15 protein-coding genes are annotated in these 21778 nt (G+C 50.2%); 10 read left to right on the top strand and 5 right to left on the bottom strand.

Translation table 11 applies throughout. The annotated features are described in order from the left end of the window. Nucleotides 1-116 precede the first annotated feature (116 nt). Together ABWV76_RS18880 and ABWV76_RS18875 are read left to right on the top strand one after the other, a co-directional pair. Complete coding sequence (locus tag ABWV76_RS18880) at nucleotides 117-521, top strand: hypothetical protein (RefSeq protein ID WP_020411879.1); 405 nt, start codon at nucleotides 117-119, stop codon at nucleotides 519-521. Nucleotides 522-1836: 1315 nt separating this feature from the next. Then, nucleotides 1837-2760, top strand: a complete 924-nt coding sequence (locus tag ABWV76_RS18875; protein WP_020411878.1) for a hypothetical protein — start codon at nucleotides 1837-1839, stop codon at nucleotides 2758-2760. Nucleotides 2761-2864: 104 nt separating this feature from the next. On the opposite strand, the gene ABWV76_RS18870 is transcribed toward ABWV76_RS18875, so the two are convergent. From ABWV76_RS18870 to ABWV76_RS18855, 4 genes are all read right to left on the bottom strand, one after another. Beyond that, complete coding sequence (locus tag ABWV76_RS18870) at nucleotides 2865-3791, bottom strand: phosphoribulokinase (RefSeq protein ID WP_353376965.1); 927 nt, start codon at nucleotides 3789-3791, stop codon at nucleotides 2865-2867. A 67-nt stretch (nucleotides 3792-3858) separates the two neighbouring features. Then, the gene (locus ABWV76_RS18865; RefSeq protein WP_353376964.1) at nucleotides 3859-7011 is read right to left on the bottom strand and encodes an efflux RND transporter permease subunit; all 3153 of its coding nucleotides are present in this window, start codon (nucleotides 7009-7011) and stop codon (nucleotides 3859-3861) included. After that, complete coding sequence (locus ABWV76_RS18860) at nucleotides 7008-8204, bottom strand: efflux RND transporter periplasmic adaptor subunit (RefSeq protein WP_353376963.1); 1197 nt, start codon at nucleotides 8202-8204, stop codon at nucleotides 7008-7010. The genes ABWV76_RS18865 and ABWV76_RS18860 overlap by 4 nt, the downstream gene beginning before the upstream one ends. Before the next feature lie 321 nt (nucleotides 8205-8525). Further along, nucleotides 8526-9236, bottom strand: a complete 711-nt coding sequence (locus tag ABWV76_RS18855; RefSeq protein WP_020411874.1) for a cyclic nucleotide-binding domain-containing protein — start codon at nucleotides 9234-9236, stop codon at nucleotides 8526-8528. Between the two features lie 342 nt (nucleotides 9237-9578). Between ABWV76_RS18855 and ABWV76_RS18850 the strand changes: the two genes are divergently transcribed. The 6 genes from ABWV76_RS18850 to ABWV76_RS18825 all read left to right on the top strand — a co-directional run bounded on the left by ABWV76_RS18850 (nucleotide 9579) and on the right by ABWV76_RS18825 (nucleotide 18163). Continuing rightward, nucleotides 9579-10808, top strand: a complete 1230-nt coding sequence (locus tag ABWV76_RS18850) for a TonB family protein (RefSeq protein WP_353376962.1) — start codon at nucleotides 9579-9581, stop codon at nucleotides 10806-10808. Nucleotides 10809-11020: 212 nt separating this feature from the next. Continuing rightward, nucleotides 11021-13090 (top strand): M13 family metallopeptidase, encoded by a 2070-nt coding sequence (locus tag ABWV76_RS18845; RefSeq protein WP_020411872.1) that lies wholly within the window; start codon nucleotides 11021-11023, stop codon nucleotides 13088-13090. A gap of 194 nt (nucleotides 13091-13284) precedes the next feature. Beyond that, entirely contained in the window at nucleotides 13285-15171 is a 1887-nt protein-coding gene (locus ABWV76_RS18840) for an MFS transporter (RefSeq protein ID WP_020411871.1), read from the top strand. A gap of 197 nt (nucleotides 15172-15368) precedes the next feature. Beyond that, a complete protein-coding gene (locus tag ABWV76_RS18835; protein WP_020411870.1) occupies nucleotides 15369-15707 on the top strand; it encodes a hypothetical protein in 339 nt (112 codons plus the stop codon). Between the two features lie 23 nt (nucleotides 15708-15730). Then, a complete protein-coding gene (locus tag ABWV76_RS18830) occupies nucleotides 15731-16171 on the top strand; it encodes a lysophospholipid acyltransferase family protein (RefSeq protein ID WP_020411869.1) in 441 nt (146 codons plus the stop codon). A gap of 168 nt (nucleotides 16172-16339) precedes the next feature. Further along, on the top strand, nucleotides 16340-18163 hold the full coding sequence (locus ABWV76_RS18825) for an MFS transporter (protein ID WP_353376961.1): 1824 nt from the start codon (nucleotides 16340-16342) through the stop codon (nucleotides 18161-18163). 255 nt (nucleotides 18164-18418) lie between these two features. Here ABWV76_RS18825 and ABWV76_RS18820 read toward each other — a convergent pair whose 3' ends face one another. After that, nucleotides 18419-20350, bottom strand: coding sequence for a cytochrome c/FTR1 family iron permease (locus tag ABWV76_RS18820; protein WP_211214882.1), 1932 nt, complete (start codon nucleotides 20348-20350; stop codon nucleotides 18419-18421). A gap of 170 nt (nucleotides 20351-20520) precedes the next feature. On the opposite strand from ABWV76_RS18820, the gene ABWV76_RS18815 reads away from it, so the two are divergent. Together ABWV76_RS18815 and ABWV76_RS18810 are read left to right on the top strand one after the other, a co-directional pair. Further along, on the top strand, nucleotides 20521-21000 hold the full coding sequence (locus ABWV76_RS18815; RefSeq protein WP_020411865.1) for a glutathione peroxidase: 480 nt from the start codon (nucleotides 20521-20523) through the stop codon (nucleotides 20998-21000). After that, complete coding sequence (locus tag ABWV76_RS18810; RefSeq protein ID WP_020411864.1) at nucleotides 20997-21494, top strand: MarR family winged helix-turn-helix transcriptional regulator; 498 nt, start codon at nucleotides 20997-20999, stop codon at nucleotides 21492-21494. Before ABWV76_RS18815 ends, ABWV76_RS18810 begins: the two co-directional genes overlap by 4 nt. Nucleotides 21495-21778 lie beyond the last annotated feature (284 nt).

The raw sequence follows: 21778 nt of genomic DNA, 5'->3' as shown, positions 1-21778 counted from the left end.
CTGGCATCCTCCCCTTGAAAACCCTTTGCCAATCCAATTAAGAAAATTCTCTCCCGCAGGAATATTTCCAGCCCGTTATAATAGGAAAAAAATCCTATCTATATAAAGGAGTGAGTATGAGTGTCGGTGCCTGGGAGCCACAGGTGAATGGCCAGCAAGAAGAAAGCCATTGGGAATTCAACCGGGATCAACTGCAGAGATTTATTGCGGCCACAGTGATAGATAGCCCTCTAGCAGAAACCATAAATGAGGAGGACCAACAAGCCTCACAACTTATCCGACTTCCAGCTCAACAGTGGCTGGAGCAAAGCCAGCATTGGAATAACGATCAGCTATGGCAACTGATACGTTTTTTCACACTCGCAGAAATGCAATTGGCCGGCTGGGATGCGGGAGCGGAGTCAGCCGTAATACCTTTAGCAAAGGTTCTTCGACAACGTAAAGCCGCGCTATCACGAGAACAGCTGCTGTGGATTCGCCAACACTCTGATAACCGCTATCTGCCATACGGGCCACTATGATCTAATCATTACTAATGAAGATAGCTAGTTGTTCGGTGAAAGAAACAGCCTGGTCTTTTCCTTTCACCGGAGCCCCATAAAAGAATCCACTAAAGTCCAACCTCCTCCCACCCAATTGCAAATATCAATCGCAATAACTTTGTTGCCGCCAACCCAGCCTGACATCTGCCCATGAACACTATTAACAAACTAAGCCCTTACAACTTTCAATAGAAAATGAACAAAAGTGATAATTCGTGGGCCGAATGCTGCCTAGTGAGACTACTTCAAGCTTCGAAACATCAACTGGGATTCACAAATGAGAGAAATACGTTCTTGTGTCACTATATAACAAAATGAATTGATTCGGTCTGAAGTAGGGACAATACAGAATGTATGAATCAACAAACAACTAGTTAATCTACCCCTCTAGAACTTCCCCTCCTTTGGCTGAAAGAACTGACCTGCTTTTTATTTGGTAATCCTGTCACAAACATTGTGTAAACCCCTCAATCAGTTGGCACCCCTTAACCTGGAGCATCAAAACTAATCTATACATTGGTGTCGGAGATCGGCCATGTTGCCGTAGAACCATGGGTTACAAAAAGCATCATCTAATAATCTGCTCCCAAAGAACTGCTCTCATAAAACCGTATAAATAAGAAGGCTATATCGTCTGCCACTCACTTCCACTGCAAATACTTAATTTACACCGCACTAGTTACACTCAAGAACCACTCAAACTACATGATTTGCTTCACCACACTTATACACCCCGATAATAGATGCCTTTGCACAGCGAAATTTCCGGAGATACAAAGTGGCATGGACAGCCATCAGTTAGGTTTTGTTAGCATGTTGAGTAGACAAGAAAGTTAAATTGCTTACTTAACTCATCTTAACCGTAGTGAGAAGCTTGCCAACAAAGAGAGTTGGCCACAAAAAATGTAGGACCATTAATCCATACGAAATTACTCAACTATTCACGTTTTAAACACATTTGATAAACGTGCACTACGATAAACAAAACGTGTCCATAACTTATCAAGAAACACAAAACGCCCTTCGAAATCCTCTTTGACAGGTCCACAAAATGGAAATAAGTTAAAAAAAACCATTTTTTTTAACTTAAATTGCAAAAAACCCTATAAAACACTTGCATTTAGGTATACAAATAAGCTGCAATTAGCGCCGCTTACTTGGAGGGACTCACTATCAATTGTTTTCTGCCGAAAACAAACGTCTTTAGTGACGCAATGCAACGCAAAGATGGCTGAGAATAATTGATAGGAATGCCTCCAATTTACTAAAACAAATCTTTTGCAGGGATAATTTAATGGCTACAAAGAAAGCCCCTAAGGTCGCTACTAGCGATATCGCTCAACTAGAAGCAGAGCTTCGCTCTTTGACCGCAAAACTGGAAAGCGCTCGAGTCAAACAAGAGAAAGACCTTTCCACTAAAGCAGAAAAATTGGCCATCAACGCCAAGAAAGCTGCAGAAAAAGCTAAAACCACCCAGGAAAAACTGGCCACTGTTCGCGCCAAGAAGAAGACTCCTGCACAGCAAAAGCAACTGCAGAAAGCCCGCGATGCCGCAGCAGCTGCCAAAACCGCAGCAACTGAACTCAAGAATGCCGCGGCTGAAGCCAAAGAAGAACTGGCTGCGATCAAAGCTGCCAACAAACTTGCCGCTAAGGTAGCTAAAGTTGTCGCTAAAGAAGAAACTGCTATTGCCAAAAAGCTGGCTACTGCTGACAAGAAGAAAGCCGCTGCTGAAGCCAAAAAAGCTGCTGCTGCTGCCAAAAAGGCCGCCGCTGCAGAGAAAAAGAAGGCAACTGCTGTAAAGAAAAAGCCTGGACGCCCGGCTAAAACTGAAGAAGCCAAGAAGAAGCCTGGCCGTCCGCCAAAAGCAGCAGCCGCTGAAGAGACTAAGAAGAAGCCCGGTCGCCCCAAGAAAACTGAAGAAACCAAGAAAAAGCCCGGTCGTCCCGCCAAAAGTGAAGCGGCAAAGAAAAAGCCAGGGCGCCCCAAAAAAGCAGACACTGCAGCCCCAGCTGCAACTGAAGCTGCTCCTGTGAAGCGCGGCCGCGGCCGTCCACCGAAGGCAGAAACTGCACAAAAGAAGCCTGGACGCCCAGCTAAAAGCGAAGAAGCAAAGAAAAAGCCAGGGCGCCCCAAAAAAGCAGACGCCGCAGCCCCAGCTGCAACTAAAACTGCTCCTGTAAAGCGCGGTCGTGGCCGCCCGCCCAAGGCCAAGTAAGTGCCCTAGCAACGGGAACTTGAACTCCCGCTGTACGAACCCCGGCTGGCCCGGGGTTCAGCTTTTCGTTTGCCACTCCTCCTATTCCAAGCCGCGTAATTCTCTCATTCTGGCCTGAGTCTGACTTTCTTAATTCGATGGTCCCTACCTAATTGCAAAACACAGTTCGCCCAGTTAGGCATATCCATCAGGATGTTTCGAGTTACTCTTTCATAATGCTGAACAAATCGCTCCAACTCTTCTTCTCGCATCCCCATACCAGTCCGCTCACGTAGCTTTTGCTCCTGCAGTTTTCGCCACTCAAGAATAGAACTCATATCTGGCGCCTTTAGCAATACCATAACTTCTACTTTATCGAAAAGCTGTTGGTAATGATCTTTGAGCTGTTGGTTGACGTAATTCCTCCAGATACCAGCTTGATCCTCTGTCTTTTCCAGAAGGTTTAATGGGTAATTTGCTCTAACCATTGGCCGAGCTCCAAGGCACCAGCCCTCAAACAGAACTATATCCACCTTCCCATTGTGTATCGGCCACCGATCATGAGGCGCCCTCTCATCAACAGCTTTGTCAAACCGGGGGAGAGCTATAGTCGTTTGACTGCTGGCATGACACAGAGCCTCAAGGGTATCAACCCCCATTTGAACGTCATGAGTGCCCGGTACTCCCCTAGTTTGCAAAAGGGGGTGAACATCCTGTGCAAGTTGTCGTCGCTCTGCGCGGGTCAGGTAAATATCATCCAGGGAGAGTGCACAACAATCGAGTCCAAACTCTGACAAAACGCAACGAATAAAGTCTGTCAGTGTGGACTTACCAGTGCCCTGGCCACCGCTAATACCCACTACCAGCGTTTTTCCTGGTGCATGACGCTCCTGCAACCACAATGCCAGCGGCAAATAATATTGAAGTACCTCTGAGTGAAACTCCGCTGGCAACTGATGCTGCGAAATAAAGTCCACGATATTGGAGCGCAAGTTTGTCCCGACAAGATAGCGGCTGCGCTCCACAATACTTTCGGGCCAGGTTTTTAGCATTTTTATTTCCTACAAAGAAAACGGGGGCCATGGCCCCCGCAATTAGTGATCATAAGACTATATAAAGCTAACTCCAGCGAATTTTGCCCAACCCGGTCCCAAATCGCTTTCCACGTAGATGTCCCGGTAGCACCAGCATCACCGGAGTGACCAGAAGCGTTAGTAATGTGGAAAAAGAAAGACCATACACAATAGCACTGGCAAGTTTGACCCAGAAGGAGGCTATCACTCCATCAACCACCACATTCCTGCCAACCATATCCACACTCACCCCCAAAGCCAGTGGTAATAACCCAAGAATAGTTGTGGCCGTAGTAAGAAACACCGGGCGCAGCCTCTGGGTAGAGGCCTTTAGCGCAGCCTGGGCTGGTGTGAGTCCCGGTTCACTCTTACGCACAAAATTGTAAGTATCAATAAGTACGATATTGTTGTTGACCACAATTCCCGCCAGAGCAACGATGCCAACTCCAGTCATAATGACGCTAAAAGTACTTTGGGTTACCAGCAGGCCGAGCATGACGCCAATGGTAGACATAATTACCGAGGATAGAATCAGCAATGACTGATAAAAGCTGTTGAACTGGGTCACCAATAAGATAAACATGAGGAATAGTGAAAGTAGGAAAGCAACGCCTAAAAACTGGAAAGACTCACTCTGCTCTTCATCTGCACCACGAAACAGTAATTCAATACTCGGATCCACCGGATTTTTTTCCAGCCAGGCCCGGATTTCTTTTACCTTATCATCCGGTAATACTCCCTCCTGGGCGTCCGCCTTAATCTGCATACGGGTTATTCCATCAATCCTCTCTATTTTATCAACCTTGGGCATGGCCTCTGTGTGTACAAAGCTACTGATCGGCACTGTACCTCGGGCCGTATTTACCTTCAGCTGCTCCAATGCGGTAATTCCACGGGCGCTCCTTGGGTAGCGAATACGAATATCCACCTCTTCATCAGTGTCATCGGGACGGTATTCGGCCACGCGCACACCATTTGTCACCAATTGTACTGCGCGCCCTACTTCAGTGAGATCCGCTCCATACAGGGCAGCTTTGGCTCGGTCCACTTGCACCTCCCACTGAATACCGGGAAGTGGGGCTGTATTCACAACATCCCGCAGGCCTGTGAATTCATCCTCCATCGCCCGGTGCAATCGCCAAGTCTCCGCCAGGAGTTTTTCATAATCCTGCCCTCGTAACTCCAAGACAATATCCTTACCAACCGGCGGCCCTCCCTCCATAACATTGGCCGTCACCTTAATTCCGGCAAAGTTGGCAGTGCGTGCACGAATATCTTCAAATACTTCCCGGCTGCGCCTTGCCCGCTCTTCTGCCGGTAATAGCTCTACCAGCATATTGGCTATTTGATCCGGTGCCCTATCGGAATTACCGGATATTCCTCCAGAGCCAATAGTACTGTGAGCAACGCGAACTTCCGGTACGCCTAACACAGCCTTTTCTACCTGGGCTACAAGTACTTTCTTTTCCGCCATAGATAAGTTGCCCTGAGCCCGAATTTCTACATTGCCATATTGCTCTTCAGTTTCCGTAAAAAACTCCACCCCAGCACCGTAACGGCCAAAGGCCATAAAGATCGCCACAAGTATCACTATCGTGGTTGCAAATGCTGCGGCGGGGCGACGCAGTACAAACGCCAGCAGGCGTGTGTAATATCCGGTAATGCCCGGCAGCAGGGTCGGCTCTCCCTCTTCCAGTTGCTTGAGGTGATTTCGAGTGGATGCAGTCAGATTACTCTTGCCAAACAGGGAGCCCAGCACCGGGGCAAAAAAGAGCGCGTACAACAGCGAACCCGCCAGAACTGCAAATACAGTCACCGGCAAATAACGCATAAACTCCCCGACAACTCCAGGCCAAAGCATAATCGGCAAAAAAGCGGCGAGCGTTGTCGCGGTAGAGGCGACCACCGGCCAAAACATGCGGCTGACTGAGGCGATATAGGCATTGCGTGCGCTCAACCCCTCAGCCATTTTGCGATCGGCAAACTCGGTGATCACAATGGAACCATCAATCAACATCCCGAGCGCCAGCAACATGCCGAACATCACCATAAAGTTGAAGGAGTAACCCAAATACCAGGTAACAATGGAACCAAATAGCAATGAAAAAGGTACGCCCAGACCCACGAGGATACCCGAGCGGAAACCAAGTGCGGCGACCACAATAATCATCACCAGCAGCATGGCTGTGAGAATATTGCCCTGCATTTCACTGACCATATCCCGCGCAAAGTTGGACTGGTCGAAGACAAATTCCACTTCCACCCCCCTGGGCAGCATATCCAGCTCTTCCTGTACAACCTGCCTGACACTGTCAGCCACATTTACGGAGCTGGCATCGTTACGTTTCTCGACATTAATTGCGAGACCGGGGCGGCCATTAATGCTTGTATAACTAACGGCATCTTTGAAGGTACGGCGGATATCGGTAACGTCTCCCAGGGTAATGACCCCATCGGGGGAGTTTTTTAAGGGGATCTCATAAACATCCTGGGCAGTTTCTATCAAACCTGGAACTTTTACTGAAAAACGACCGCGCTTGGTATCCAGTTCGCCGGCGGGAATCAGCAGATTATTACCCAGTACCGCATTAATCAGCTGGTTACTGGTTACCTGGTAATGCTCCAGGCGCACCGGGTCGATAATTGCTTCAACAACTTCTTCACGGTTTCCATGCAGGTCTGCACTCAGCACATCACTGAGATTTTCAATTTTGCGTTTTAGCCGTTGTGCACTGTCGAGTAAAACCCGCTCACTGACCTTTTCTCCAGAAAGAGTAACTACTATTGTGGGGAATGGCTGTGCTGAAGCCTCTTCAACTGTCGGCTCCTCCGCATCCCTGGGTAATTCGGCCCTGGCTCTCTCAACAGCATTGCGGATATCGTCCACGGCATCATCGACGTCGATTGCGGAATCAAATTCCACCACTATATAGGCGAGCGATTCCCGCGCGACGGCAATCACTTCGACAACGCCCTCGACTGCACGGATTTCCTGCTCCATTGGGCGCACTAACAGTCGAACTCCATCCTCCGGCGAGATTCCCTCATGGGTTACCTGCACCATAACAAAGGGTGGATTTACTTCGGGGCTGGATTCGATCGTCATTGCTCCGCGTGCCACCAGCCCCACCAGGACAATCAGCAGCATCAAGCAAAGCGTACTGCGGTTTCTCTCAATCGCGCCTTCCAACAACTTCATTGCTGGTCACCTTCTACTATTGGGCGCTGGTCCGAGGCAGGTATTAAAATAGGCTCGGAGTTAGTATTTACAGGCTGGGAAAGACTTTCAAAAGTCCGCTCGGGTGCAATCATTTCCACACGGACAATATCCCCAGTACTGACATATTCCTGGCCTACAGTAATTAATGTGACCTTGTCCGGTAGACCACTAACCCAGACACCACCATCCCCATCGCCCACCAGGGTGACATTAATAAAGTTGACCTGATTATTTTCATCGAGGATACGCACCCCCAGTTCACCCCGATCATCCAGGGTCAATAGCGAGGAATTGATATGATGTGCCAGGATTTCACCGGTAGGCAGGGCCAGGCGACCACTCAAGCCACCCCGTAGAGCATTATCAGGATTATTAACTGCAACCTCGACCCGGTAGGCACGGGTAATCTCCTGGGCCTGTTGGCTGATATAACGGACCTTACCTTGCACCGGTATTCCACGCTGTAATTGCGCGCTGGCTGGTCCCCCTGGAATTAGGTGGCCTACTTGGTTTTCCGATACTTCTCCGACTATCAGGAGCGGGTCCAGATCCAACAGAGTGGCACACTCTTCACCGCGGCGAATAAAGTCTCCCAACTCTACAGCCCGGCTGTTAACAACGCCGTCAAAAGGGGCACGGATTTTTAAGTTATCAACCATAACCTTGGCTTGGATGTAGTCCGCTTGCGCCTGGGCCAATGCCACCTGCTGAGCAGCCATGGCGGTATCCGATTGCAACCCCTTCTTTTTCAAGCGCAAGGCACCGGCATAATCCAACTCAGCCTTGCGCTGGGCTGCCTCCGCTAGCACCAATTTATCCAGACGATCCTCCGCTTCAATTTCGCAGATCACCTCTCCGCGTTGCACAGAACTGCCCTCGGGCACAGGCAGATTGGTAATGATCCCATCCAGTTCCGCACGCAGGCGTACACTGCGGTTAGCTTCTGTGTGCCCATTTACCAGTGCCTGGGTTGCATAGGACTGTGCCTCGATACGCTGGGCCTGGACGCGCATAGTCGCCTCGGGCTTTATACCTGCCGCCGCTTTCTCCTCTTCCTCAACAGGATCACCCGAACGCAATTCGCCGCTGAACAGCCAGGCAAATGCCAACAGGCTGATGAACATTGCCATGCGGTAATTGCGGTTAGACCAGATGGATGCCAATAAACTCATAGCTATAAAAACCTGTTGAACAAAGGTAAACAGGCCCCGCTTCAATGGAGCAGGGGCTTAAGCAGGCCAAATTTTACACAGCACGGCCATATTCCAAAATTGAATTTTGCTGGAAATAGACCAACTGACGTGACGACAGGGCCGATTACATCCACAGAGGTCTGAGAGACTCTGAGTATATGGGGAGCCTAATCACAGCGTTGGTTTTAACCGGGAATTTAACCTAAAGAGGAGGGAAGGCTGGCCACTGCCAAATTCTGACTAACTACCTAGGGCCACGACAGCAGCTCAACCCTCTTAAAGATTAAATTGGTTTGATACTCATGAGAGCATGGATTCGAGGAAGCCGAGCATATCAGATTCATCATCGACCAACTCGCCAGAACCAAACTCCGCATTCCAATCGAGCAGTATTTGCGCCAATGCACGAGCCTGCTCCGCAAGGGCAAGGAGTTCCTCGCGACTATTCTTGGGACCAGTATAAAGTTTCAGCCTGCGGTGGCTATCCGCCAACTGGTGGCCCGGATACTTGGAGCGGTAAACCTCTAGTTTCCAACGCAGTGAATGCACCATGTTGCGATAAAAAATCAGCTTAGCCGGTAACTGCAATAGGGAGAGGTCTTCCAGATCACCAAACAAAGTACAATCGAGGCCTAGTACCTGAGTCTCACGGCTATGACGCGCGGCAAATACATTGGCACTGCGCGGCTCCGCCAGCAACATCGACAAATCGCCAAATAATTCTCCCGGCCGAATAACTGCCAAGGTACGCTCCGGGGACACCCCCAAACCATTACCGGTATTTTCCATCTGTACCTGCAACTCACCACGCAACAGGAAATAGACCCATTGATCCACATCACCGGCGCGCAACAGTTGCTCTCCCGGCTCCAGGCTTACCAGCCTGGATCGCTTCAACAGTACATCGTACTGCCATTCACTGGCTGCGCGAATATCACGAAAGAGATGAATGACATTGAGCAGCCGATCCACGGCATCCCGCGGGTAATCGATAAGAGGTTTAATTTCCATGCGTACGACAAATTAGTGAAAACTATTCCATTTTTTTGGAAACTGTGGCCAAAGCGACTTTATAAAGCGCGATTCTAAACGATAACAGTCTGCAACACCCATCCTGACTTGTGACAATCGTTTCCCGCTGTGATCGCCCAATCACCTGTAGGAGGACATTCTAACCGCTCTAGGCTTGAACTCCATTGCAGTTGCAGTAGAGTTAGACGAAGTGGTGAGTACAGTGTGCTCGCTCACACTTTGAATGCGCACTTTTTCATCTGACTTGTGTGCACTGGGGAGGGGCCCCAACTTCTTAATTACCGGAACCTCTTAATCCGGGTAATCAGACACCGTAGAACAATGAAATCGATAAAAATTGTCTTCTCACTTTTGGTGTTTACACTTGCTGTATCTGCAAAAGCTGCACCACTCCTAAACGGCCTCGCGCTCGAAAAGCAATTCAACAAAGAGCTCTACATCGCCGCCATCTATTCTGAAAACCTCAGCGGTGACTCCGCCGGGCTACTTAATAGTGAATTGCCACGACGGCTCGAGGTGCGTGTACTAGCCAGTAGCCTGCCCGCACGCCGATTCCGCAACCAGTGGATGGAAGGCATCGCCATTAACAACCGCGGCGATACCTTGAGCAGCCAGGCTGAAACCATGGTGACATTTGCCAATCTGTTTAAGGGGCGCTTTTTACGCGGGGACCAGTTGACCATTGATTTTGCCGCAGATACCGGCATCACCACCGTAGCCTTAAACGGCATTACTCTGGGCGAGATCAATGATCCCGATTTCTTTGATACCCTGATGCGTGCCTGGGTTGGTCCTGTACCGCCATCCACAGATTTCCGCGATGGTCTGCTCGCTGCGGGAAATATTCCCAGTGGCCTACTCACTTCCTTTGAAGCACTCGAGCCCAGCAGTGAACGCATCGCCGAATTGCAGCTGAAGCAAATCAGCCAGGAAGAAGCCCTAGCGGCTGCCCAGGAGCCGGAAAAAGAGGAGGTATTACCCAAACCGACTCTGGCCGCAGTCGAACTCGCCCCCCCAACAATGACCCTAACACCCGCGGCTGCCGAGACTATTGAGGTCATAGACTTGGTAGAGAGCGCGGCCGGAGCTGAGACAACAGACCAACTCCTGCAGTCAGCAGGTGAACCGCGCCAACTCGCAGGTGTAGACAGCGCAGAGGCCAACCAACTGGCTGCCACTGACGCCATGGAGTCCTCCGCCGACACTGCGGAAATGCTTGAGGAGGAAGAAGAAGCCCCTCTCACCGCAGATATGATTCTCGCCCGTCAGATATTCCATTCCACCCTATTGCGCCATACTTTCAGCCATATTCGTTACCCCAAACGCGCCCAGGAACGCGGCCAGGAAGGCAGTGTACGCTTGCATGTGGTAATTGATTCTGCTGGTGATATCCAGGAAATTCAGACTGTACAGGATTCTCGCTACAGTATTCTCAATCGCGAAGCCCGTGCTGCTGTTGAGCGGGCAGCCCCCTACCCCTCTGTGCCCGCACAGCTCGGGAGCGAGGGCTTTAGCTTCTCACTGCCAATTACCTTTAACTTACCAGACTAAGTCCCATCCCAATAAGGTCCCAGCTTATGGGGCCTTATTACTGGCTCAAACTGATACTTTTACCGCCCTCATCCCATTCTTTTTACTTGCTCCCTCCGCAGTCTATCGCGACCAATCTCCCTCTGAACGCAGTTCCCCTTGTCCTGGCCTGAGGTCACCTCTTACCATATGCGGCTGTTTTGACCGATGAAAATTTAGCCAATAGAGCAAAAATGAAAAAATTATTACTACCAGTCGCTATCGCGGGCATCCTTACCGGCACCCAACTATCAATAACAGCCCAGGCACACGATCACGGCAATTCTGGCCATCATAAAGCCGCTAGCCAGCAGGAGCAGCTCTCCTCAGGCATTGATCTCAGCGCCATGGATACTAACGTACGTCCACAGGATGACTTCTTTGCCTATGTAAACGGTACCTGGCTGGAAAACACCGAAATCCCCGCTGACAAATCCCGCTGGGGTGGCTTCTCAATCCTGCGGGACCAGAGCACCGAGCAGGTAAAAGCCCTCATTATGGAAGCGGGCAAGGGCGCCAAAAGCGATGGCGCTAAACAAATTGGTGACCTCTACAACAGCTTTATGAATGAGAAGCTGATTGAGAAAAAGGGCTTGTCTGCCGTTTCCGGTGAACTCACCAAGGTAGACGCTATCAAGTCCCGTAAAGACCTAACTGACTTCTTCGCTTATGCAGATATCGCCGGCTACAACGTTCCTTTCGGCGGTACTATCTATCAGGACCTGAAGCAGGTTGAAAATTACATAACTTTCCTCTGGCAGGCGGGTCTGGGACTGCCGGATCGAGATTACTATTTCGAGGATACCGAGAAGAGCAAGAAACTGCGCAAAGCATATAAAGAGTACTTGGCACAAATCCAGGAGTTGGCTGGGCTCGACAATGCCAAAGCTTTCTCTGACAAGATCTTCAAACTGGAAGAGAGCTTAGCTAAGCACCAGCGCAGCCGTCTGGATAACCGAGACCCCGAGAAGTACTACAACAAAAAATCTGTTGCGGAGCTAAAGAAGCTGATGCCGGCGGTAGACTGGGACAGCTATCTGGCCAAGGCCAAGCTGGGTAAGGCTGACAGCTTCATCGTCGGCCAGCCCGAATACCTGGAAGCGGCCAACCAGATTATCACCGATACCGATATGGCCACCTGGAAGCGCTATCTAAAGGTCAAAGTCCTATCCGCTATGGCGCCCTATATGCACAGTGAACTGGCACAGGCCCATTTTGACTTTTATAGCACCACTATTCACGGTGTAGAGCAAATGGAACCCCGCTGGAAGCGCGGAGTACAGTTCGTCAACGGCGCGGTGGGTGAGCTTGTCGGCAAGCGCTACGTAGAAAAGCACTTCCCGCCAGAGGCCAAGGAGCGCATGGTCGTTCTGGTGGATAACCTGAAAGCGGCCTACCGTGAATCCATCCAGTCTCTGGAGTGGATGGGGGAGGATACCCGCAAGCAGGCGCTGTTTAAGCTGGATAACTTCACCACAAAAATCGGCTATCCCGATAAGTGGCGCGACTACTCCGCCCTTCAGGTGGATGCCAATAACCTGGTAGGTAACGTGCTGGCCGCCAACTTGTTTGAAGCCAGCTTCGAGCGTGACAAGCTGGGTAAACCTATCGATCGCAGCGAATGGGGCATGAGCCCACAGACCGTTAATGCCTACTACAACCCGGCGATGAACGAGATTGTTTTCCCGGCCGCTATCCTGCAACCACCTTTCTTCAATGTAAATGCGGACGACGCGGTGAATTATGGTGGTATTGGTGGAGTGATCGGCCATGAAATTGGTCACGGCTTCGACGACAAAGGCAGCAAGTTCGATGGCAAGGGCTATCTGAACAACTGGTGGACAGACTCAGACCGAAGCAACTTTGAAAGCCTCACCAGCAAGCTGGTCTCCCAATACAACGCTTTCGAACCGCTGGAAGGCGAACATATCAATGGCGAGCTGACCCTGGGTGAGAATATCGGTGATCTTTCCGGTCTGGGCATCGCTTACAAAGCCTACAAAATGTCCCTCAATGGCAAAGAGGCTGCGGTGATTGATGGCTTCACTGGCGATCAGCGTGTATTTATGGGCTGGGCCCAGGTTTGGCGCAGTAAAATGCGCGATAAAGCGCTTAGCGGTCGTATGAAAACAGATACCCATTCTCCCGCCGAATACCGGGTCCAAGGCGTATTGCCCAACATTGAAGCTTTCTACGAGGCGTTCGATGTAAAAGAGGGTGACGGCATGTATCTGCCTGAGGAAGAGCGGGTGAAAATCTGGTAACGGACTTTCCTCTCAAGACCGGCCGCCGCCAGCGGCCGGTCATCCTTATCCCTGCGATATCTCTCCTCCCGCCCCTCTCTGCACTATTCACTGCCCCGCGCCAATTTCGCATATTTCATTGCCACTACAGCCTAGACAACTTGTAGCCGCTATGGCGTAACATAGGTAAGGTGCTTACTGGAAAGAGATTATTTATGGCCCATCGCACCCAATTCCAGCTGCTAAGCAGCCGCCGTTTTCTGCCTTTCTTCCTCACCCAGTTTCTCGGTGCCTTTAACGATAATGTTTATAAAAATGCACTGATCGTGATGATTGCTTTCCGCTTGGTAGAGAGCGAGGCCAATGCCCTGATTAATGTGGCTGCGGGCCTGTTCATCCTGCCTTTCTTTCTCTTTTCCGCCTCCGCCGGGCAACTGGCCGACAAGTACGATAAAAGCCGTCTGATCAGGCTTATCAAGCTCGGGGAAATCTGTATTGGGGCACTTGGCGTCACCGCACTTTACAGTGGAAATAATGTATTCTGTCTCGCCGTGCTCTTCTTGCTTGGTATACAGTCCGCTTTCTTCGGCCCAGTTAAATATGCCATCCTGCCGCAACACCTGAAGCGCTCTGAGCTGGTTGGCGGCAATGCATTGGTAGAGATGGGAACCTTTGTCGGCATCCTTACCGGGACCATCGTCGGCGGCCTGCTGGCAGGGATAACCGGCCAGGGAGAAAACGGCCTCTTCTACCTAAGCCTGGTGATTATGGGGGCGGCAGTCCTGGGATACCTGACTAGTCGCAGTATTCCACTGGCTCCAGCACCAGCGCCAAACCTACGCGTCAACCCAAACCCTTTTACCCAAACAGAAAACATCCTGGTTCAGACTTCCAAAACCCCATCCATTTTCTACGCAATTATTGGTATTTCCTGGTTCTGGTTAATGGGTGCAGCCTACTTGACACAGATTCCCAGCTTTACCAAAAATGTTCTCGGCGGTGACGAATCCCTCGTCACCCTGCTGCTATGTACCTTTACCATTGGCATAGCCCTGGGTTCACTGCTATGTGAGCGCTTGTCGGATGGAAATATTGAACTGGGCCTGGTTCCCCTTGGGGCCGCCGGCCTTACTGTTACCGGTATTGCCCTATCTGTTTTCGGCAGCAATTTTGTCGAATTACAGCAGGCAAGCCTGGGCGCTTTCCTCAGCAGTGACGGAGCTTACCCAATCCTCACCTGTCTGGTTCTGATCGGTATCTGCGGGGGACTCTACATAGTACCTCTTTACGCGATGATGCAAGATCGTTCAGCCGCAAAAATTCGCGCACAAATTATCTCCGTCAACAATATCCTCAACGCGCTGTTTATGGTGGTCTCCGCCTTGCTCGGCCTGTTCTTCCTGAATATCCTGGAAGTCACCATTCCACAGTTCTTTCTGGTAATTGCCTTGATGAATGCGGCTGTGGCCACCTTCGTATTTACCAAGGTGCCCGAGTTTGCCATGCGCTTACTGATCTGGATGCTTTCCCATACGATGTACCGGGTAAAGCACGAAGGGCTGGAACAGATACCCGCAAATGGTCCGGCACTAATTGTGTGCAACCATGTCAGTTATGTCGATGCTTTACTATTGGCCGGCGCCGTGCGACGCCCGATTCGCTTCATCATGTACAAGCCCATTTACCAAATTCCGGTCTTGCATTTTATTTTCCGAACCGGGCGCGCCATTCCCATCTGCTCCAAGGCGAAGGACCCAGAGGGTTACGAAAAAGCTTTCCAGGAAATTGAACAGGGGCTGAAGAATGGCGATCTACTATGTATTTTCCCCGAGGGACAACTGACAAAGGATGGAGAAATACAACCGTTTAAAGCCGGTATTGAAAAAATATTGGCGCGAACCCCGGTGCCGGTAATTCCTATGGCGCTAAGGGGCTTGTGGGGCAGTTTTTTCAGCCACAAGGATGGGCACGCTTTTTCTACCTGGCCTCGGCGCTTCTGGTCCAAAGTGAGCGTAGTTGCCGGTAGTCCAATTGAGCCCCCCGAGGCCAAGGCAGAAATACTCCACGATGAAGTTTTAGAATTGCGCGGCGAACAGCGCTAAAAGCCCTTATTCCCGGGGCTGACCTGCATGCTCAGCCCCAGTTCATTGTTACGATACTGAGCCACAGTCTCCCAAACGCTAACCTTTCCCCACCTAGCTCCGCTCTGACGCTCCACTTATTGTACAGAATGTGCCTAGAGTATGGCTGTCAGTTATTTATACGACTCTGCACAATCCTATTCCCAGAATAAGCGGCGATGGCCAGAGAAAATCAATTTAAACTGCTGGGCAAACGTCGCTTTCTGCCACTCTTTTTATCTCTCGTCACCACCTTTTTCAACGATGATTTATTCCGGAATGCTCTACTGGTCATACTGGCATTCCAGCTGGCAAAGTCAGAAGCCAATGCCCTGATCAACTTCGCCACCGGTTTTTACTTACTCCCGTTCTTCCTATTTTTAGTTACCGCAGGGCAATTGGCAGATAGGGTAGATAAAAGCCGTATGCTGCGAATCATCAAACTGATAGAGATTCCTATAGTTCTACTGGGTGCGGCCGCCCTCTTTATTGGCAGTAAAATTCTGCAGCCCATTTGATTAACTGGCTCCACTGATTATTTATGACACGGTGCCTCGACAAGTCCGCTTTATACTGCCAAGAAGTATCGGCACTTCTGCGATTCACACTGAAACATGGCGGCCCCTCTCCTATTTGGTATGACTTACCCACAGGGGACTTCACAAAGACCACTCGTGCCGAACTGGAGCGGGCCATCGGTCAGGGCGAGCTACTGTGTATTTTTCCTGAGTTAGAAGTTGGTGAACGTACTTGGGATAGACGGATAGGGAAAATCCTTGCGCACAGTGAACTTCCAGTCATTCCGCTACTTTTAACAGGAAAGACGCAATCGGGTTCAATTCAAGATACACAGGGCAATAATGAACATCATCATCTATTTAGACGGCTTTATCTCCTCGCTGATAAGCCTATTAATGGCGCCAGTGTAAATAAAGCGAGTATTGAGCGACAGTTTTCTTATCTATGGAAAAAGTATTTCTAGCTTGAAACAAGCCAGGCAAATATGACTGCCACAACCTGCTAGCATTCTTATAACTAGCATCTTGATATTTCCACACTATTGGGCGGCGAGGCTGCGTTTACTGATGCCCTAGATACTTAGAGCCTCTCGGCAATATCCAGCGCTAATAATTCTATGAAGCGAGCATCAATGGCTCAGCACAATCAATTCAAACTGCTATGTAGACGCCGATTCCTGCCATTATTTCTGTCGCTGACTACCGCGGCATTCAATGACAATATATTCAAAAATGCGCTCCTGGTAATGTTGGCATTCCGCCTATCAGAAGGTCAGGCCAACGCACTGATCAACCTGGCTACCGGCTTCTATATATTGCCCTACTTCTTATTTTCCATTACCGCCGGGCAGTTGGCCGACAAGTATGACAAAAGCGTAATCATCAGAATATTGAAGCTGGCTGAGATTTTTATTGTGATACTCGGGGCCTATGCCCTGATTTACAACAGCCGTACCTTGGACTTTCTTGTGCTCTTCCTGCTGGCAGCACACACAGCGATCTTCAGCCCAGTGCAATATGCCATTTTACCCCAGCACTTGCAGCGCCAGGAGTTAATGGGCGGTAACGGGCTTGCACAAATGGGCTCCTTTGCCGGGGTACTTATCGGTACCATTGCCGGCTCTCTACTGGCTGGCTATACCAAACCGGGACAGCCTGGTCTATTCGATATAGGCTGGATCATGGTCATCGTCGCAATATTTGGCTACTTAACTAGTCGCTGGATCCCGACAGCACCATCATCGGCTCCCAAGCTACATATCGGCTGGAACCCCCTGTCACAGGCTTGGCGCATCTTACGGCTAACCATAAAAACACCATCTGTTTTTTATGCAATTATTGCCTGTTCCTGGTTTTGGCTGGTGAGCTCAGCCTATTTGGCCCAGATTCCCAGCTTCACTAGAAATATACTGGGCGCCAGTGAACCTGTTATCACCCTCATCTTATGCTGTTTATCTATTGGGGTCGCGGTAGGCTCACTGATGTGTGAGAGTCTCTCCAGGGGACGAATTACCTTCGGTATCGTGCCTGTCGGTGCGTTAGGTATAACACTGGCCGGTCTTGGGTTGGGTTGGAGTGCCGCCCAGTTTGAAACACTATCCGGGGCATCGGTAGCAGAGTACCTCCGCAGCGATGGCGCCTATGCAATCCTGATATACACCGCTTTACTGGGAATTTTTGGAGGTATTTTTATCGTTCCACTCTATACCATTATTCAGGACCGAACAGAAAAAACGGTTCGCGCTCAGGTTTTATCTCTCAATAACGTACTTAACGCTTTCTTTATTGTAGCTATCTCACTGCTGAATATCGTATTTTTGGACGTGTTGAAAATCACCATTCCACAGTTGTTTATTCTCATCGCTCTTTTAAATATTGCAGTCATAACCTTCCTCTTTTGCAAATTACCCGAATTTATTGTGCACCTGATAATCTGGTTTTCATCTCGCCTTTTGGTCCGCACAACACACGGAAACCTCAATCAAATACCCAAAAAGGGCGCGGCTCTATTGGCTTGCTCTCCTGACGGGAAACTTGCCCCTCTACTATTAATGGACACGTTTTCACGCCCTATTCGTTTTGTGTTGCCCAGGTCTATCTATGAAGCACCGGTATTGCACTTTATATTCAAGAATTACGGCACCAATCCCATCATCCATGACATAACCGAAGGTGAAGAGAAAGTATCTGGAGACATCCAAAATGCGCTAGGTAATGGTGATCTGGTTTGCTTATTCCCCAGTACTGGAACGAATAAAGATCATACCCAAGATAACCGGGTCTCTATCGACAGAGTTCTGTCCGGCATAACTACTCCCCTTTTTCCTATCTTTTTACAGGGGCTCAATACGCACAGAAATAATAAGAGTAAAAAGCGGCAGAAACTTCTGTCCAAAGTTCATATCACCGCTGGAGCAGCAATTACTCCTGAAGATACGAAAACCTTTCACCAATGATCTCCAAAGGGTACTTGAGCAATTGTTCGTCGGCGCCAGTAATGCCCCTAGCTCCCCAAAAGCCATATTGCAAACTCACTGGCCCGACAACCAGAGACAAGAAAAAAACCAGCTTTCCCAGAACTCTGGCCGTGACAGGTAAGACTTTGACCGCTTTTAAAATTGACGCGGAAACTCTGCAAGAGCAAATGCAAACTTGAAGGAGGAGTAGGGGGAGGTGATACCCGTCCACAAGAACGGGTATCTCGTTGACATCTAAGCCGCTTTGCCCGCAGCTTCAGCAGTAGCACCGCCTTTTCTCATCAGCCATAACGCGGCCACAAGAATAGTGGCCTGCAGACCTAGCCCCTGCCAAGTGGAGTAAATTCCCAACCAGTCAATACTGAATTGTACTGGAAGGGGTGAAATAGCAATCCAGGCCGCTTCCTGTAGCGCCGCCACCGCTTTTCCTGCGAGCACGAATGACAGGGCCAGCAGTACATAAGTGGTCGCAGAGAAGAACTTGCCAATCGGCAGGCTCACTGAGTAACGCATCAGGGCAAAGCCAACTACTGCGAGCAGGGCCACACCAGCGACAATACCTCCCCAGAGTGTGTTGTACTGACTTTCTGAAGTCTGCGCCAACAGCGACTGATAGAACAGAATAGTTTCAAAAATTTCACGATAAACCGCAATGAAGGCTAGGCCGGCAATCCCCCACAGGGCGCCAGTACTCAAGCTGCGATTGATACTATCTTGAATATATTTCTGCCACTCTGACGCCTGTGTCTTACTATGCATCCAGAAACCTACATAGAAGAGCACCATTGCGGCCAACAGCGCAGCGACACCTTCCATGACCTCACGGCTGGCACCGCTGATGGTGATAACGCTTTGGGCCGCAACCCAGGTGGCAAAGCCAGCTGCAAATGCACCAATCCAACCCAAGTGCACAAATTTGAGGGCATCGCGGCGTCCAGTCTTCACCAGAATTGTTGTCAGCGCAATTACCACCAGCAGGGCCTCCAGCCCTTCACGCAGTAGGATTACCAAGCTGGCAATAAACAAGGCGGCGCCGGACAGATTGCTATCCTCCATCAGTGCTTCCGCCTGAGCCAGTTGCTGCAGAATCGCCTCAACCTGATCTTCAACCTGTTGTGGGTCGCTGTCTGCGTTCAGTTGTGCACGCAAACCCAGCAGTTCACGCTCAGTGGCCTGGCGCAGATGCACATCCAGTGAATCCAGCGAGTTCTCAGCCATCTCAAAGCCATCCAGGTAAGCGCTGATAGCCAGAGTACGGGCACTGACAAAGTCGCCCTGCTGGTAGGCTTGCAGGGATTTTTGCAACTGTACACGCGCGACATCAATTGGGGTGTCCCCCTCTTCCATTGCAGTGCTAAACAGCGCGCTGGGATTTCCACGCAGAGCCGCTACTGACTGGGGGGAAAAATCCGGACGGTCGCTTCGCAGTACCTGTGGGCTGTACATCACTAGATCCTGCAAGCTCAGCTTCGGTTCTGCAGCGTCAGCGCTTTCTCCTGTAAAAGCCAGGCTCCCCACGAAAAAAGCCAGTGACCAGCGCTGCTGTTCGTTGAGGTTCTTGAATGCTGTCATGGCAGTACCGTCGATACCATTGCTAATGGCATCATAGAGCCCAAGCAGCGAGCGATTCTCAGCCCGCTCGCGCTCGTGGAAATCGGTCGGTGCAGGTTCCAGCTGGGCCGCCAGAGGGCCATCCCCTTTACCTTCCACACCGTGGCAAGCGATACACTGAGCCTGATAGAGGGCACGACTTTCATTAAGATCGAGCAGCGTGGTAGGCAGAGAAAGCGCCGGCGCAATAGACAGTAATCCCTGTCGCAATTTAGCCGTGTGCACCTGGACCTCGGCAATAGCTGCTTTGCGCTGAATCGCCTCCTGTAAAGCCCTGGCTTCGGCGCGGATTGTCACAGCCTCTGCGGAATCCGCGAGCTGTTGCCCACGGTCGATCAACAACTGGGCAAACTCCTCCATCTCAGCATATTCATCCGTGTTAATGATCTCACCGTCGGCCACCGCCTCCGGGTAATCCACACCTATATATTCCGCCATCTGCATAAGCTGGCGCAGCTGCTGCTCGGAAAGGCCTGCCTGCTGGGCCTGGGTGGGGATTATCGTAATCGCCAACAACGCCACAAACAGGCGGGCCAGGTATTGGGAAAGGCGCATGGAGAGTCCTTTTCTGTTGCTGCAAACAATGTTGAGAATATGGCGCATAATATAATTGATAACCATTCTCACAACAAAGTCCGCATGAACACTAACTGCTTCAGAGATAAGCTTGTAATTTATATTGCACACAATTACATTGCGTACAATATAAATTACAGGAGATGATCATGACTGACCTCTACTCGATTCCCGTCAAGACTGCCGCTGGTGAGACTGCAACTCTCGAAGACTTTAAGGGCAAGGTGATCCTGATAGTCAATACCGCTAGTAAATGCGGCTTTACCAAACAGTACAGTGGGCTGGAAAACCTCTACAAAGAGTACAAGGATCGCGGCCTGACTGTTCTCGGTTTTCCTTGCAACCAATTCGGCAAGCAGGAACCAGGCAGTGATGAAGAGATTCAGGAGTTTTGTGAGCTGAATTTTGGAGTCAGTTTCCCTGTTTACGCCAAGCTGGACGTAAATGGCCCCTCTGCACATCCACTGTTTGTAGAATTGAAAAAGCGTGCACCGGGGCTGCTTGGCACCGAAGGAATCAAGTGGAATTTCACCAAGTTTCTGATTAGTAAGGACGGCGAACAGGTAAAGCGCTACGCTCCCAAGGACACTCCCGAATCCCTCCAGGCGGAAATTGAGCGGATGCTGTGACTGTGGTCTGTGATGATGATTCCATAGAGCTGGCTCTCAATCGCCAGCTCTGCTTTGCCCTTTACGCCGCCTCCCGAGCTATGACCCGGGCATATCAGCCCATGCTGAAGGACCTGGATATCACCTACCCCCAGTACCTGGTATTGATGGTTCTGTGGGAGTGGGCCGCGGAGGGGGATCAAAGCCACAAAGATCGGAGCCTTGGAGCTCTTGGCCAGCGCCTCATGCTCGATTCGGGCACACTCACCCCCCTATTAAAGCGCATGGAGCAGCGCGGTCTGGTCCAAAGATACCGCGCCTCCTGGGATGAACGTGTCACCCTACTGTCGGCTACCGAAGTAGCTCTGGATCTTAAGCCCCGGGCCCGCGCCTGGGTACAACAACGCATTGACCAGTCTTCAATCACTAGGTCTGAAGTGGAGCAATTGCACGGAGACCTTTGGCAATTCCTGAATAAGCTGGGAAGTGAGACTGCCAGTTCACCTACTAAATAGACTCTACTGCTCCATTTATGCCCCCTCATTGGCCTCACAGTTTGAGGGGACATGTATTTATTAAATAAAATTCATTGAAAACCGATATAAAATAGGATGAAAAAACTACAAAAAAAAGAATAAAGTGCAAATTTAGGATAACCATTGACTGCAAGGTTGAAAAATATACATAATGTGTGAAATCCAGTCCGACGCGGATATCGCCAGACATGAAGACTGACATCTGTACATTTAGCCAGCATCATCTCGCCCTAGCTTCCTCGCTACGAGTGCCGCTACGCGGC

The organism is Microbulbifer sp. NBRC 101763 (assembly GCF_040371615.1).
GTDB classification, from domain to species: domain Bacteria; phylum Pseudomonadota; class Gammaproteobacteria; order Pseudomonadales; family Cellvibrionaceae; genus Microbulbifer; species Microbulbifer variabilis.
This window is presented reverse-complemented; position numbering and strand designations above follow the sequence as displayed.

Excerpts from the sequence above, each read along its gene's own strand:
- ABWV76_RS18830 (WP_020411869.1), top strand. The coding sequence starts at position 15,731 with ATGACACGGTGCCTCGACAAGTCCGCTTTATACTGCCAAGAAGTATCG.
- ABWV76_RS18855 (WP_020411874.1), bottom strand. The coding sequence starts at position 9,236 with ATGGAAATTAAACCTCTTATCGATTACCCGCGGGATGCCGTGGATCGG.
- ABWV76_RS18880 (WP_020411879.1), top strand. The coding sequence starts at position 117 with ATGAGTGTCGGTGCCTGGGAGCCACAGGTGAATGGCCAGCAAGAAGAA.
- ABWV76_RS18840 (WP_020411871.1), top strand. The coding sequence starts at position 13,285 with ATGGCCCATCGCACCCAATTCCAGCTGCTAAGCAGCCGCCGTTTTCTG.
- ABWV76_RS18860 (WP_353376963.1), bottom strand. The coding sequence starts at position 8,204 with ATGAGTTTATTGGCATCCATCTGGTCTAACCGCAATTACCGCATGGCA.
- ABWV76_RS18865 (WP_353376964.1), bottom strand. The coding sequence starts at position 7,011 with ATGAAGTTGTTGGAAGGCGCGATTGAGAGAAACCGCAGTACGCTTTGC.
- ABWV76_RS18875 (WP_020411878.1), top strand. The coding sequence starts at position 1,837 with ATGGCTACAAAGAAAGCCCCTAAGGTCGCTACTAGCGATATCGCTCAA.
- ABWV76_RS18815 (WP_020411865.1), top strand. The coding sequence starts at position 20,521 with ATGACTGACCTCTACTCGATTCCCGTCAAGACTGCCGCTGGTGAGACT.
- ABWV76_RS18820 (WP_211214882.1), bottom strand. The coding sequence starts at position 20,350 with ATGCGCCTTTCCCAATACCTGGCCCGCCTGTTTGTGGCGTTGTTGGCG.
- ABWV76_RS18870 (WP_353376965.1), bottom strand. The coding sequence starts at position 3,791 with ATGCTAAAAACCTGGCCCGAAAGTATTGTGGAGCGCAGCCGCTATCTT.
- ABWV76_RS18835 (WP_020411870.1), top strand. The coding sequence starts at position 15,369 with ATGGCCAGAGAAAATCAATTTAAACTGCTGGGCAAACGTCGCTTTCTG.
- ABWV76_RS18825 (WP_353376961.1), top strand. The coding sequence starts at position 16,340 with ATGGCTCAGCACAATCAATTCAAACTGCTATGTAGACGCCGATTCCTG.
- ABWV76_RS18850 (WP_353376962.1), top strand. The coding sequence starts at position 9,579 with ATGAAATCGATAAAAATTGTCTTCTCACTTTTGGTGTTTACACTTGCT.
- ABWV76_RS18845 (WP_020411872.1), top strand. The coding sequence starts at position 11,021 with ATGAAAAAATTATTACTACCAGTCGCTATCGCGGGCATCCTTACCGGC.